The organism is Streptomyces sp. SID8352, from assembly GCF_009862265.1.
GTDB lineage: Bacteria > Actinomycetota > Actinomycetes > Streptomycetales > Streptomycetaceae > Streptomyces.
The window spans coordinates 151,405-164,236 of record NZ_WWGX01000044.1 but is presented as its reverse complement, the minus strand read 5'-3'; the positions used below and the strand labels follow the sequence as shown (position 1 = coordinate 164,236).

12 protein-coding genes are annotated in these 12,832 nt (G+C 73.0%); 8 read left to right on the top strand and 4 right to left on the bottom strand.

All coding sequences use genetic code 11. The features are described 5' to 3' along the window. Window positions 1-19: 19 nt before the first annotated feature. The 3 genes from GTY84_RS16865 to GTY84_RS16855 form a co-directional block, all read right to left on the bottom strand. Window positions 20-1,162, bottom strand: coding sequence for an LLM class flavin-dependent oxidoreductase (locus GTY84_RS16865; protein WP_161227092.1), 1,143 nt, complete (start codon window positions 1,160-1,162; stop codon window positions 20-22). Between the two features lie 916 nt (window positions 1,163-2,078). Beyond that, window positions 2,079-2,720, bottom strand: coding sequence for a hypothetical protein (locus GTY84_RS16860; protein WP_161227091.1), 642 nt, complete (start codon window positions 2,718-2,720; stop codon window positions 2,079-2,081). 361 nt (window positions 2,721-3,081) lie between these two features. Next, complete coding sequence (locus tag GTY84_RS16855) at window positions 3,082-4,659, bottom strand: glycoside hydrolase family 20 protein (RefSeq protein WP_161227117.1); 1,578 nt, start codon at window positions 4,657-4,659, stop codon at window positions 3,082-3,084. Window positions 4,660-4,946: 287 nt separating this feature from the next. Here GTY84_RS16855 and GTY84_RS16850 point away from each other — a divergent pair, with 287 nt between their 5' ends. From GTY84_RS16850 to GTY84_RS16815, 8 genes are all read left to right on the top strand, one after another. Beyond that, window positions 4,947-5,516, top strand: a complete 570-nt coding sequence (locus GTY84_RS16850) for a 2-oxo-4-hydroxy-4-carboxy-5-ureidoimidazoline decarboxylase (RefSeq protein ID WP_345943461.1) — start codon at window positions 4,947-4,949, stop codon at window positions 5,514-5,516. A 169-nt stretch (window positions 5,517-5,685) separates the two neighbouring features. Beyond that, window positions 5,686-6,066, top strand: a complete 381-nt coding sequence (gene sdhC / locus GTY84_RS16845; protein WP_161227090.1) for a succinate dehydrogenase, cytochrome b556 subunit — start codon at window positions 5,686-5,688, stop codon at window positions 6,064-6,066. Between the two features lie 5 nt (window positions 6,067-6,071). Then, a complete protein-coding gene (locus GTY84_RS16840; RefSeq protein ID WP_161227089.1) occupies window positions 6,072-6,554 on the top strand; it encodes a succinate dehydrogenase hydrophobic membrane anchor subunit in 483 nt (160 codons plus the stop codon). Window positions 6,555-6,573: 19 nt separating this feature from the next. After that, complete coding sequence (gene sdhA / locus GTY84_RS16835; protein ID WP_161227088.1) at window positions 6,574-8,328, top strand: succinate dehydrogenase flavoprotein subunit; 1,755 nt, start codon at window positions 6,574-6,576, stop codon at window positions 8,326-8,328. Then, on the top strand, window positions 8,328-9,101 hold the full coding sequence (locus tag GTY84_RS16830) for a succinate dehydrogenase iron-sulfur subunit (protein WP_161227087.1): 774 nt from the start codon (window positions 8,328-8,330) through the stop codon (window positions 9,099-9,101). The genes sdhA and GTY84_RS16830 overlap by 1 nt, the downstream gene beginning before the upstream one ends. 188 nt (window positions 9,102-9,289) lie before the next feature. After that, window positions 9,290-9,910: a Uma2 family endonuclease gene (locus tag GTY84_RS16825; protein WP_161227086.1), complete on the top strand. Its 621-nt coding sequence runs from the start codon at window positions 9,290-9,292 to the stop codon at window positions 9,908-9,910. 41 nt (window positions 9,911-9,951) lie between these two features. Further along, window positions 9,952-10,362 (top strand): VOC family protein, encoded by a 411-nt coding sequence (locus GTY84_RS16820; protein ID WP_161227085.1) that lies wholly within the window; start codon window positions 9,952-9,954, stop codon window positions 10,360-10,362. A 109-nt stretch (window positions 10,363-10,471) separates the two neighbouring features. Next, window positions 10,472-11,434 (top strand): TetR family transcriptional regulator, encoded by a 963-nt coding sequence (locus tag GTY84_RS16815; protein WP_345943460.1) that lies wholly within the window; start codon window positions 10,472-10,474, stop codon window positions 11,432-11,434. On the opposite strand, the gene GTY84_RS16810 is transcribed toward GTY84_RS16815, so the two are convergent. Next, window positions 11,425-12,825, bottom strand: coding sequence for a metallophosphoesterase (locus GTY84_RS16810; protein WP_161227084.1), 1,401 nt, complete (start codon window positions 12,823-12,825; stop codon window positions 11,425-11,427). The two genes, GTY84_RS16815 and GTY84_RS16810, sit on opposite strands and share 10 nt — an antisense overlap. Window positions 12,826-12,832 lie beyond the last annotated feature (7 nt).

Here is a 12,832-nt window from a genome sequence, read left to right as displayed (position 1 = left end):
TCCCTGGTCCTTTCCCGGGTCAGTCCCGCAGGCCCGCTTCCTTCATCAGGGGGAGAATGCGCTCGCCGAAGTACTCCAGTTCCTCCACGTAGTCGAGGAAGCCGACCATCATTCCGTCGATTCCCACCCGGGAGAGTTCCACGAGCTGTTCGACGATCTGCTCGGGCGTGCCGATCAGGGGGTATCCGCCGTAACCGAGGATGAACCGCTCCTGGAGCGCCTTGACCTTGTCGAAGGAACCGCTCTCGGAACCGAGGCCGCCGGAGACCGCCTTGGCCACCTCCCAGTCGCCCTTTTCGAGGATGTGGTCGAGGAGCGCCTTGGTCTCCTTCTCGGTGTCGCGGCAGATGATGTTGCCGTAGCTGAGGATTCCCAGATCGCGGTTCTGCGCGTGGGCGATGGAACGCACCCGGGCCGCGGTCTCGCCCGCCTCGGCCGGATCGGCGAAGGCGATGAAGTTGAAGTCGCACTCGCGCGCGCAGAATTCCAGTCCGGCGGGCGAGTTACCCGCGTTCACCAGCACCGGGTAGGGCTGCTGGATCGGCTTGGGGTCGGAGAAGGCGTCCTTGATCTCGAAGAACTCGCCGTTGAAGTCGACGCCCTCGCCCTCGGTCCACATGCGCTTGGCGATGGTGATCCACTCGGAACCGTAGCGGTAGCGGGCGTCGTGCTCGCGCTGCGTTCCGCCGAACATCTCCATTTCCGCCTTGTACCAGCCCATGGTCATGTTGAGACCGAACCGGCCGTTGGAGATGTGGTCGACGGTGACGGATTCCTTCGCCGCGACGATGGGGTGCTTGGTCGGCACGTGGGTGGTGGCGAACACCATGATGTTCTCGGTCGCCTGGGCGATTCCGGCGGCCCAGGTGTGGGCCTCGTAGTTCGAGCCGTTGAAGTTGGTCTCGCCGCCCATTCCCCGGTACCGGGCGACGGGGAGCATGGCCTCGAAACCGAGCCGGTCCGCGATGCGGGCGATCTCCTGGGTGTGCTGCCAGGTGAGTTCGTAGGACGACTCGGCGTGCGTCGCCATCAGTCCGTGGCTGCAGTTGGAACCGAAGATGCCCAGCTTCATCTTGTTGTCGTTGAACATGGCGACACCACTGGCACGACGGGCCTCGACGAGTTCTTCGTACGACAGTCCGGGGGCGGTCTTGGCGCTCATATCGACTCCTGTTGTGCGCTGCTACCACGACGTGGGCGGTAGGGCTCGAAACACCGTTCCCACAAAGTAGGCAGGGCCCGCGGAACGGACTACCCGCAAAGCGAACGTCCGGAGGCCGACAAACGAAACACCGGCGAATGACCGGGGCGGGGCGTGCCGGATTCCGGGCGGCCGGGGAATGGGACGGGGCCGGGTGGACGCCGGAACGGTTGCCGACGGACGGCCGGTGCGGGGGGCGCCGTCCCGTCGGGCGCGGCCGGCAGCGGTGACCGGTCCCGTCGGCGGGCGGGACCCCCCGGAACGGCCGGCACCCGCGCGGAGCGCGGACGGCGCCGGGCGACGGCGCGGCGGCGCGGCCGGGCCCCGGGGACCGTCGCCACGCGGGAGCGGCACCACAGCACACCGCTCACCGGGCAGCCGTCCGGGTCACCCCCCTTGCGGCGACGGCATGTTGACGGAGGGGCCACACCCGTGCGGCGACCGCACGTTGACGGACACGGACGGCGCCGGTACACCGAAGGTCCCGGGCCACCCGCCCGGCGTCAACAGTGGCCGACTCCCCCACAGCAGCGGCGCGTTACGGGAACGGACCGTGCGGCGGCCGATCCGCCGAAGCCACGGCACACCACCGGCCGGGACGGCAGCGGACCCCGGGGATCACGCGCCGCCCGCCGGGCGCGAACGGCGGGCGGCCACCGCCGTGCCGGAGGAGCAGCCGGGCGATGCGGGGCCACCCACGGGCCCTCCCGGAGGCTTCCTCACACCCAGGTGCCCGGTCGGCGCTCCCACGCCGGTCGCCCCGGCCACCCGGGGAGCCGACCCGCCCGGAAGCGGCGGGTACCGGGCGGCGGGTACCGGGTCGTGGGGCCCCGGCTGACGGGACACCCCGCCGGGTGCAGGCCGCCCGGCGGGACCGTCAGGCCCTCGTGCGGTCGCGGCGGGAGAGGACCGCCCGGAGCACCCGGCGCCCCTCCGTCGCGACCTCCAGCGCCCCGCGCAGACCGGCGGCGCCGTGGCCCGCCAGGAGTTCCAGCACCGCGGTCTGGCGGCGCAGCTCCGCGTCGACCAGCGGGAGCGCGTCCTGAGTCCCGGCGCCCTGGCCGGGGTCCAGCAGGCGGTGGACGCCCAGCGAGGCCGCCGAGCACACCCCGGCCCACTCGCGCAGCCCGGCCTCCGTGCGCTCGACGGGGGCCGCGTCCAGCATCCGCCGGACCAGCGCCACCGCGTCGTCGGCGTCGCCGACCCCGCCCGGGTCCCCGGCGCCCGCCAGGGCGTCCTCCAGGTCCCCGGCACCGCCCGCGCCGCCCCCGTCCGCGCCACCGGCACCCCCACCGGCACCGGCACCGGCACCGGCGAGCCCGTCCCGCACCCGTTCCAGTTCCTCCGCCCAGGCGTGCCGGGCGGTGTCCTCGTCGACCCCGTCGGAGAGCGTCGCCCAGAGGGGCCGCAGCAGCGCGTCGTCACCGCCCAGCAGCGGCAGGCAGCGCTCCACGCAGGCCAGTCCGCTCGCGGCCAGCCCCCGCGCGTCGGCGCGCGCGATCAGTTCCACCAGGCTCATCAGCTCTCCCTGTTCGTACCGCTTCCAGCAGTTCGTGGCCGCGGAGCCCGTTCCCGTCCGTGGGGAGTCGCGCGCGGGGACCGGCGGTTCCCGGCCCCACCGGACCGGAAGACCGGGCGACCGGACGGCCGACCGGGTGAGCGGCCGACCCGGGTGAGCGGCCGGGCGTTCGCCCCGGGACCGCCGTCCCGGCCGTCGGACCACCGCCCGTCCCGTCCCGTTTCCCCCTCCGGCGCGCCCGCTCGGGACGGCCCTCCCCCGACGTAACGGTTCTGTTGGTGCACACACCACCACAGGGACCGGGGCGTGCACAGCCCCCCGGAGCCAATCCGCGCGGGACCGCCCGGACCCGCCCCCCGGATCAGGCGATCCGGTCCGCCAGCGCCCGGAACTCCGCCCAGGACAGCTCGGGCCGGCCGGCGTCCCAGAGCTTCTGCACGGTCGCCGCCAGCGGCAGCCGGATGCCCTCCGCCACCTGCGCCTGGGTCTGCGCCCTCGGCAGGTCGCCCCAGACCGCGAACCCGCCGCCGATGATCCGGTCGTCGTACTCGGCGGGTACCGGCTCGGTCCCGCGCAGCACCCTCGGGGTCCACTGCTCGTAGATGCGCTGACCGGTCGGGTAGACGAAGGTCTGCGGCTCGCCGAGGACGTAGTAGAGGAACTCGTCGTTGTAGTTGAGGACGGTGCGCCCGGCGCTCAGGTACTCCGTGGGCGGGCGGGCGCCGATCTCCTTGCCGGTCCAGTAGGCGACCTCGATCTCCTTGAGCGGCTGGACGGCGGTGTCCCTGAAGAAGCCGTCGTTCCAGGCGCGCGGGACGCGCCGGTGGGCCTGGACGGTCCGGGCGCGGCCGTTGAGCCAGCCGGTGGTGAGGTCCGCGACGGTGCCGCCGGGCCCGTAGGCCTTGCGGGCGGCGGCGGCGAGCTGCGGGTAGGAGGCCTGCGGATCGGGGACCACGAGCGCCTGGTACTCGTCGGCGCCGAGGTGGAACCGGGAGCCGGGGAAGAGGTCGGCGTACTCGTTCAGCAGGTCGTCGACGATCCGGGCGGCCTCCGGCTTCGAGATGTCGATGGCGCCGCGGGTCGCGACCCCCCGGGCGTTGCGGAGCTGGAGGTCGGGGTGGGCCGCGAGCACGGCGCCGAGATGGCCCGGCGAGTCGATCTCGGGGACCACGGTGATGTGCCGGGAGGCGGCGAGGTCGGTGATCTCCGTGACCTCGGCCCTCGTCAGGTGGTCGTCGGAGACGATCTCGGGGTGCGAGGCGGACTCGATGCGGAAGGCCTGGTCGTCGGAGAAGTGCAGGCCCAGCTCGTTGAACTTCAGGTCGCCGAGTTCGCGCACGCGGTCCTTGATCCAGGCGGCGCTGTAGTGCTTGCGCGCGATGTCGAGGCTGAAGCCGCGCCGGGCCTTCGCCGGGCCGTCCCGGACGACGCCCTCGGGCGCGGTGCCGCCGCCGCTCACCGCCTGCTTGAGGGTGCGGGTGCCGTAGAAGACTCCGGCCTCGGCCGGACCGCTGACGGTGACCCGCCCGTCCCGCACGGTCAGGGTGTACGACTCCGGGTCGGCGCCCTTCTCCGGGCGCACCTCCAGCCGCAGGTCCCCGGCGCGGGTGTCGTCCTTCTCCCCCGCGTACGTCAGCCCCAGCTCCCCGGCGACCAGGCGCCCCTCGTCGGCGAGCGCGGCGTCGGCCACGACGACCCGCCGGCCGCTCCCGGGCCGCCAGCCGGGGCCGCGGGCCGGAGTGTGCTCGCGCACGGCGGGTATGGTGCGCGGCGCCGCGGAGAGGGCGTAGCTGCGGGTGGGGGACGGCGGGGTGGAGGGGGCGGCCTCGCCGGTGGGGGTGCCGGCGGCGGGGCCGGACGGGCCGCCGTCGTCGTCGGTGGCCCAGAGGCCGACGCCCACGCCGAGCGCGGCGACCGCGGCGAAGGCGGTGCCGGCCACGAGGGCCCGGCGCCGGGTGTCCGCCGGGCGGCGGTGTCCGTTCCGGCGCGCGCGGCCGGGTTCTCCGTGCTGGCTCACAGGGCCAACCTAGGGCCGCCGGGGCGATCGCGCGTCCACCACATGTTCCGAAACTCTCCCGTTCAGGTGAAATTCGGACTCTGGACGGCTTCCTCTCGCCCTCGGTCGATAACGTGACGCCACATCTCACGCACCTTCCCCTGCCGACACTCGTGACGCCCACAAGGACCCACGCTTCCGTGCACCGCCTTCCCGAACCCTCGGGCCGCGTGGCCATACCGGTTCCGGCGTGCAGCCGGGCCGTCCCGGGCACCGCCTCCGGCCTGGAGCGCTTCAACGCCGCCCCGGCCGACGAGGCCGTCCGGACCCTCCTCGCCTGCCTGAGCAGCCTGCGCTGGGCCCACCGCCTGGCCCTCCACCGCCCCTACCCCGACCTGTCCTCGCTGCTGGCCGCCTCCGACGAGGCGGCGTACGACCTGTCCCCCGCCGATCTGACGGAGGCCCTGGCTGCGGAGGCACTGCCCGCGCTGCCCCGGGACACCTACGCCGCCGCCGACACGGCCCTGCGGGCGGGCACGGCGGCCTACGAGAGCCGGTTCGGGCACGCGTTCGTGATCTGCCTCGACGGGCTGAGCACGGGCGAGGCGCTGAACCACGCCCTCACCGGCATCCGGTCACGATTGGCCAACGATCCGGACGATGAGCGGCCGGTCGCGGCGGAGGAGCTGCGGCGGCTCGCCCGGGGCAGGCTGACCGGCGCCCTGGCCCCCGGCCCCCTCCCCCCGGCGCCGCGTATCCGGCAAATGAGGAGGAATCCCGCCCGGACGGCCGATCAGTAGCCCGTCCGGTGCTCCTTTGTGTGCAAGTTCGATCACATCGGCAGGCCCCCCGTGAGCACCGCGTCCGGGCGTCGCTACCATGCTGGGGGCCGGTGGACCGTACCCGGCCGGGCCCGACCGACAAGGAAAGCCGGCGCGGCCCCGACCCCCGCTCCCGGAGGAAATTTCCGTGCCGGCTGGAACGCTGTACCGCGGCCGGGAAGGAATGTGGTCCTGGGTGGCTCACCGAGTCACCGGCGTCCTCATCTTCTTCTTCCTGTTCGTCCACGTGCTGGACACCGCGCTCGTCCGTGTCTCCCCCGATGCCTACGACAACGTCGTGGCCACGTACAAGTCGCCGATCGTCGCGCTGCTGGAGTACGGCCTCGTCGCCGCCGTCCTCTTCCACGCGCTCAACGGTCTGCGGGTCATCGCCGTCGACTTCTGGGTCAAGGGCGCCCGGTACCAGAAGCAGATGCTCTGGACCGTCGTCGCGCTCTGGGTCGTGCTGATGCTCGGGGCCGTCTACCCCGTCCTCGGCCACGCCGCTCGTGAACTGTTCGGGAGCTGACGCACATGTCCACCACTGAGAACACCGCCTCCGGCATCGGCCCGGTCGAGGGCGCCTCCCTCTACACGGTCGACGACCCGGCGCCGCTCATCGAGGCACCGCGCCAGCGCACCAAGAAGACCCCCAAGTCGACCCGGGGCAACTTCGAGCTGTACGGCTGGCTCTTCATGCGCCTGTCCGGCGTGGTGCTGATCGTCCTGGTCATCGGCCACCTGCTGATCCAGCTCGTGCTGGACGGCGGCGTGTCCAAGATCGGCTTCGCCTTCGTGGCGGGCCGCTGGGCCTCGCCGTTCTGGCAGGTCTGGGACCTGCTGATGCTCTGGCTCGCGATGCTGCACGGCGGCAACGGCCTGCGCACGGTCATCAACGACTACGCGGAGCGCGCGAACACCCGCCTCTGGCTGAAGGGCCTGCTCTACACCGCCACGGTGTTCACCATCCTGCTGGGCTCGCTGGTGATCTTCACCTTCGACCCGAACATCCGCTAGGCACGGGGCTGCGAGAATCATGAAGGTACACAAGTACGACACCGTCATCGTCGGCGCCGGTGGCGCCGGTATGCGGGCCGCCATCGAGGCGACCAAGCGCAGCCGCACGGCCGTCCTGACGAAGCTCTACCCCACCCGCTCCCACACGGGCGCGGCGCAGGGCGGCATGGCCGCCGCGCTCGCCAACGTGGAGGAGGACAACTGGGAGTGGCACACCTTCGACACGATCAAGGGCGGCGACTACCTGGTCGACCAGGACGCCGCCGAGATCCTGGCGAAGGAGGCCATCGACTCGGTCCTCGACCTGGAGAAGATGGGCCTGCCGTTCAACCGGACGCCGGACGGCACCATCGACCAGCGCCGCTTCGGCGGCCACTCCCGCAACCACGGCGAGGCCCCGGTCCGCCGGTCCTGCTACGCGGCCGACCGCACCGGCCACATGATCCTCCAGACGCTGTACCAGAACTGCGTCAAGGAGGGCGTGGAGTTCTTCAACGAGTACTACGTCCTGGACCAGCTCATCACCGAGGTCGACGGCGTCAAGCGGTCGGCCGGCGTGGTCGCCTACGACCTGGCCACCGGCGAGCTGCACGTCTTCCAGGCGAAGTCCGTCATCTACGCCTCCGGCGGCACCGGCAAGTTCTTCAAGGTGACCTCCAACGCGCACACCCTGACCGGCGACGGGCAGGCGGCCGTGTACCGGCGCGGGCTGCCGCTGGAGGACATGGAGTTCTTCCAGTTCCACCCGACGGGCATCTGGCGCATGGGCATCCTGCTGACGGAGGGCGCCCGCGGTGAGGGCGGCATCCTCCGCAACAAGGACGGCGAGCGCTTCATGGAGAAGTACGCGCCGGTCATGAAGGACCTCGCCTCCCGCGACGTCGTCTCCCGCTCCATCTACACGGAGATCCGCGAGGGCCGCGGCTGCGGTCCCGAGGGGGACCACGTCTACCTGGACCTCACGCACCTCCCGCCGGAGCAGCTCGACGCCAAGCTGCCCGACATCACCGAGTTCGCGCGGACGTACCTGGGCATCGAGCCGTACACCGACCCGATCCCGATCCAGCCGACGGCGCACTACGCGATGGGCGGCATCCCGACCAACGTCGAGGGTGAGGTCCTGGCGGACAACACCACCGTCGTCCCGGGCCTGTACGCGGCCGGCGAGGTGGCCTGCGTGTCGGTGCACGGCGCCAACCGCCTGGGCACCAACTCGCTCCTCGACATCAACGTCTTCGGCCGCCGGGCCGGCATCGCCGCCGCCGAGTACGCCCAGAAGGCGGACTTCGTCGAGCTGCCGGAGGACCCGGAGTCCCTGGTCGTCGACCAGATCGAGCGGCTGCTCTCCTCGACCGGCACCGAGCGGGTGGCCACCATCCGCCGGGAGCTGCAGGAGACCATGGACGCCAACGTCATGGTGTTCCGCACCGAGCAGACCATCAAGACGGCCGTCGAGAAGATCGCCGAGCTGCGCGCCCGCTACCGGAACGTGGCGATCCAGGACAAGGGCCGGCGGTTCAACACCGACCTGCTGGAGGCCGTCGAGCTGGGCAACCTGCTCGACCTGGCCGAGGTCATGGCCGTCTCCGCGCTCGCCCGCAAGGAGTCCCGCGGCGGTCACTACCGCGAGGACTACCCCGACCGCGACGACGTCAACTTCATGCGCCACACCATGGCGTACCGCGAGGTGGGAGACGACGGCACCGAGTCCATCCGGCTCGACTACAAGCCGGTCGTCCAGACCCGCTACCAGCCGATGGAGCGTAAGTACTGATGGCTACCCCCGTTATGGACAAGGCGGCAGCGGCCCCCGAGCCCGGCTTCGCCGACTCCCCCAACATCACCCTCACGGTCCGCGTCCGGCGCTTCAACCCGGAGGTCTCGGCGGAGGCCGTCTGGCAGGACTTCCAGCTGGAGATGGACCCCAAGGAGCGCGTCCTGGACGCCCTCCACAAGATCAAGTGGGAGCTGGACGGCACGCTGACCTTCCGCCGCTCCTGCGCCCACGGGATCTGCGGTTCGGACGCCATGCGGATCAACGGCAAGAACCGGCTGGCCTGCAAGACGCTGCTCAAGGACGTCAACCCCGAGAAGCCCATCACGGTCGAGCCCATCAAGGGCCTGACGGTCCTCAAGGACCTGGTCGTGGACATGGAGCCGTTCTTCCAGGCGTACCGGGACGTGATGCCCTTCCTGATCACGAAGGACACCAACGAGCCGACGCGTGAGCGGCTCCAGTCGGCCGAGGACCGCGAGCGCTTCGACGACACGACGAAGTGCATCCTCTGCGCAGCCTGCACCTCCTCCTGCCCGGTGTTCTGGAACGACGGCCAGTACTTCGGCCCGGCCGCGATCGTCAACGCCCACCGCTTCATCTTCGACTCGCGCGACGAGGCCGGGGAGCAGCGGCTGGAGATCCTGAACGACCGCGACGGCGTCTGGCGCTGCCGCACGACCTTCAACTGCACGGACGCCTGCCCGCGCGGCATCGAGGTCACCAAGGCGATCGCGGAGGTGAAGCGGGCGCTCATCACGCGCCGCTTCTGACCCGCCGCCGCACCTCCCCGGAGCCCCCGTTTCCCACCGGAAGCGGGGGCTCCGGGCGTGAGGGGCCGGAGCTCCGGGTAATGCCCCTGGCATATGCCACCCGATGGAGCGAACAGAGGCGAACCCGGCCACCGGGCGGGGCACGGCCGACGATGATGTTCTCGACACCAGCCCGAAGGAGGCACGTGATGTCCGCCGCATCCGTCGAGCGGCCCCATACCCCGCGTCCGCTGATCACCCTGGCGCACCGGCTCATGGACCGCGAACCGGGCCTCCGCGCCGAGATCGTCGGGAATCAGATCCTCGCGACCCCGCCGCCGGACGGCCCGCACGCCGTCGTCCTGACCGACCTGATGCTGCCGCTGGCAGCCGCGGGCCTGCACGGGCCCGACACGAAGATCCTCCAGGGCGTCGGCCTCTGGCTGCCCACCGGCACCGAGGACTACGCCGTTCCCGACCTCGCGGTGGTCGACGCCGACTTCGCCGAGCACCTCGTGGAGTTCAACTCCTACGACCCCGTCTGCTTCCGGATGGTCCTGGAGGTGACCTCCAGCAACCACGGGTCGGACCTGCGGACCAAGGTCGCCGCGTACGCCGCCGCCAAGATCCCCGTCTACGTGATCGTCAACCGCCGGCACGAGCGGCTCCATGTGCTCACCGACCCGGCCGCCGGCGACTACGCCACCCATCGCGTCCACTCCCCCGGCGAGAGGGTCACCCTGCCCGGCTCCCTCGGCGCCGAGGTCGTGCTCGACGTCTCGGCGGTCCTTGCGGCCGGACGGCCCAACCCCGACCCCGACGACGACTGACAATCGGCCGATCCGGGCGATGACCGTCCTACCCTGACGCCATGTCAGATGACGAGTCGTACGAACTGCTCGGGTTCGACAACGTCCTGCTCCCCGTGGGCGACCTCGGCGAGGCCGTGGGCTTCTACCAGCGCGCGGGCTTCCCCGTGGCCTTCCGGCTCGACGAGGCGGGGATCGCGCTGCTGAGGGTCGGCGGGGAGACGCCGGGCATCCTGCTGCGCGCCGAGGACGGCTTCGGCCAGCGCCCGCCGCCGTGGCCCCAGGTGCGGGTGTGGCTGGAGGTGCCGGACGCCCGGAGCGCCGCCCGGGGCCTGCGCGCGGCGGGCGTCACCCCGCTGGACGAGCCCCTCTCCGTCTCCACCGGCTGGACCGTCGAGTTCGCCGATCCCTGGGGCAACGTCGTCGGCCTCACCGACTACACCAAGCGCCCGGAGCTGGGCCGCCGCCCCTGACCGGTCCGGCCCGTCCGCCACCGCGGCCGGAGTGCGCGAAGGCCCTCCCTTCGGCGAAGGCCCTCCCTTCGGCGAGGGCGCGGCGGGACGCTCGTTAGGCTCTGGTCCTGTGCCAGTGCGGAACGACGGCCCCGGTGACGCGGCCCCCCTCAGCAAGTCCGGGCAGACCCGCGCCCTGATCCTGGAGACGGCCATGCGGCTGTTCCAGGAACGGGGGTACGACCGGACGACGATGCGGGCCATCGCCCAGGAGGCCGGCGTCTCCGTCGGCAACGCCTACTACTACTTCGCCGGCAAGGAGTACCTGATCCAGGGCTTCTACGACCGGATCGCCGCCGAGCACCGGGCGGCGGTCCGCGACGTCCTGGCCCGGGAGACGGACCTGGAGGCGCGGCTGGCGGGGGTGCTCAAGGGCTGGCTGGACATCGCCACGCCGTACCACGAGTTCGCGGTGCAGTTCTTCAAGAACGCGGCCGACCCGGACAGCCCGCTCAGCCCGTTCTCCGCCGAGTCGGAGCACGCGCGCGAGGAGGCGATCGCGGTGCACCGGCAGGTGCTCTCCGGGGCGCGCGCGAAGGTGCCCGGGGAGCTGCGGGACATCCTGCCCGAGCTGATGTGGCTCGCCCAGATGGGGCTGGTCCTGTACTGGATCTTCGACCGGACCGAGGGGCGCGAGCGGAGCTACCGGCTGGCGGAGCGCGGGGCCCGGCTCACCGCGCGCGGGGTGGCGCTGGCCCGGTTCCGGGTGCTGCGCCCGCTGGTGCGCGAGGTGCACGACCTGTTCGCGGACTTCCTGCCCGGCATCACCAACGCCCTGCCCGATCCGGCCCGCAGGCCCCCGGCGCCCCCCGGCCGGGAGCCGGGACCGGACGACGGCCGCCCCGGGGAGGGCGCCGGAGAGCCCGGGGAGCCTGCGGAGCCCGGGGAGGGCGCCGGAGGACCCGGGGGAGGTGCCGGTTCCGCGGGCCGGGAGCCCGGGGGCGGTGCCGGGGAGACCCGGAGCGGTGCCGGGGAACCCGGTCCCGCGGGGCGGGAGCCCGGCCGGACTCCCCCGGGCGGCGGTCAGGACTGACGGGACGCCAGCTCGATCACGGTGATGTCGGACTGCGCGCCGACCCTCGTCGGCGGCCCCCAGGCGCCCGCGCCCCGGCTGACGTAGAGCTGGGTGTCGCCGTAGCGGTCCAGTCCGGCCAGGGTCGGGTTGGCGGCGCCCGCGATGAGGCTGCCGGGCCAGAGCTGGCCGCCGTGGGTGTGGCCGGAGAGCTGGAGGTCGACTCCGTGGTCGACGGCGTCGTGGATCTGCACGGGCTGGTGGGCCAGGAGCACACAGGCGCGGGCGCGGTCCCGGTCGCCGAGGGCGCGGGCGAAGTCGGGGCCCTGGCCCTCGCCCTCCCCCGCGAGGTCGTTGACGCCGGCCAGGTCGAAGTGGGGCAGCTCGGTGCGGGCGTTCTCCAGGGGGACCAGGCCGAGCCGCCGCACCTCCTCGACCCACTGCGCGGCGCCGGAGAAGTACTCGTGGTTGCCGGTGACGAAGTAGGCGCCGTGCCGGGCCCGGAGCCCCGCCAGGGGGGCGGCGGCCGGGCCGAGGTCCTTGACGCTGCCGTCGACCAGGTCGCCGACGACGGCGATCAGGTCGGGCTGGGTGGAGTTAATGGTGTCGACGACGGTCCGCGCGAAGCCCCGCCCGAGCAGCGGCCCGAGGTGGACGTCGCTGACGACGGCGATGCGGTAGCCGTGCGCGGCGCGCGGCAGCTTCGCCAGCGGCACGGTGACCCGCTTGACGCGCGGCCCGCGCAGCACCCCGTAGGTGCCCTGCGCGACCGTTCCGGCGGCGACGGCCACGGCGGTACCGGCGACGACGCGTGAGACGAACAGGCGGCGCGAGGGCAGGGCGAGCGGGCTCGCGCCACCGGGCGCCGAGGCGGCCCCGGGCGGCCCGGAGGAGGCGGGGGCGGCGCCCACGGCGACGGGCTCGGGCGCCTGGGCCCGGACCCCGGCACCGGCGCCCTCGGGCCCGTCCGGGCCCGTCCCGCCCGGCCCGGTCCCGGGTGCCGCGCCGTCCGGGCGGTCCGGACCGGCCCCGGCGGGCCGCGTCCCGGCCCCCGCCGTCCCGGTCCGGGTCCCCGCCGCCCGCCCGGCGGCCCGGCGTTCCAGGTACCGGCGCAGCAGGGGCCGCACGGCCTCCCCGGCGAGCAGGGCCAGGACCAGGTAGAGCACCAGCGCCAGCCAGAGGAAGCCCGGCCAGGCCAGGGTCCGCTGGAGCCAGAAGGGCGCGCCGGTGCGCTCCGCGACCAGCGCCCCCACGGCCAGCGCCCAGCCCCCGGCGACCACGGCGGCGCCGACGCGGCGGGCCCGGCCCGGTGCCCGGGTCGTGTCCCTGAACAGGCGCCGCCACACGTACCAGTTGGCGGTCACCAGGATGCCCACCACGGTCAGCGCGACGAGCGCGAAGACGACCACCATGCCGTCG

Excerpts from the sequence above, each read along its gene's own strand:
- GTY84_RS16820 (WP_161227085.1), top strand. The coding sequence starts at position 9,952 with ATGTCAGATGACGAGTCGTACGAACTGCTCGGGTTCGACAACGTCCTG.
- GTY84_RS16830 (WP_161227087.1), top strand. The coding sequence starts at position 8,328 with ATGGCTACCCCCGTTATGGACAAGGCGGCAGCGGCCCCCGAGCCCGGC.
- GTY84_RS16810 (WP_161227084.1), bottom strand. The coding sequence starts at position 12,825 with ATGGTGGTCGTCTTCGCGCTCGTCGCGCTGACCGTGGTGGGCATCCTG.
- GTY84_RS16860 (WP_161227091.1), bottom strand. The coding sequence starts at position 2,720 with ATGAGCCTGGTGGAACTGATCGCGCGCGCCGACGCGCGGGGGCTGGCC.
- GTY84_RS16840 (WP_161227089.1), top strand. The coding sequence starts at position 6,072 with ATGTCCACCACTGAGAACACCGCCTCCGGCATCGGCCCGGTCGAGGGC.
- sdhA (WP_161227088.1), top strand. The coding sequence starts at position 6,574 with ATGAAGGTACACAAGTACGACACCGTCATCGTCGGCGCCGGTGGCGCC.
- GTY84_RS16865 (WP_161227092.1), bottom strand. The coding sequence starts at position 1,162 with ATGAGCGCCAAGACCGCCCCCGGACTGTCGTACGAAGAACTCGTCGAG.
- GTY84_RS16825 (WP_161227086.1), top strand. The coding sequence starts at position 9,290 with ATGTCCGCCGCATCCGTCGAGCGGCCCCATACCCCGCGTCCGCTGATC.